This window comes from Pantoea sp. ME81 (genome assembly GCF_903970985.1).
GTDB lineage: Bacteria > Pseudomonadota > Gammaproteobacteria > Enterobacterales > Enterobacteriaceae > Pantoea > Pantoea communis.
The window spans coordinates 1-227 of the sequence record NZ_CAJCKS010000382.1; the positions used below are offsets into that span (position 1 = coordinate 1).

General features: G+C 51.1%; 2 tRNA genes. Both read right to left on the bottom strand.

Features of this window, described 5'->3' with window-relative positions:
* Nucleotide 1: 1 nt before the first annotated feature.
* Nucleotides 2-76 (bottom strand) — tRNA-Gln (locus tag H7A81_RS27500).
* Nucleotides 77-103: 27 nt separating this feature from the next.
* Nucleotides 104-178 (bottom strand) — tRNA-Gln (locus H7A81_RS27505).
* Nucleotides 179-227: the final 49 nt, after the last annotated feature.

The window sequence follows — 227 nt, forward strand, 5'->3', positions numbered from 1 at the left end:
TTGGCTGGGGTGCAGGGATTCGAACCCCGGAATGCTGGTATCAGAAACCAGAGCCTTACCGCTTGGCGACACCCCAATAATGCGTTTTCAAATTGTCTTTAATTGGCTGGGGTGCAGGGATTCGAACCCCGGAATGCTGGTATCAGAAACCAGAGCCTTACCGCTTGGCGACACCCCAATAATGCGTTTTCAAATTGTCTTTAATTGGCTGGGGTGCAGGGATTCGA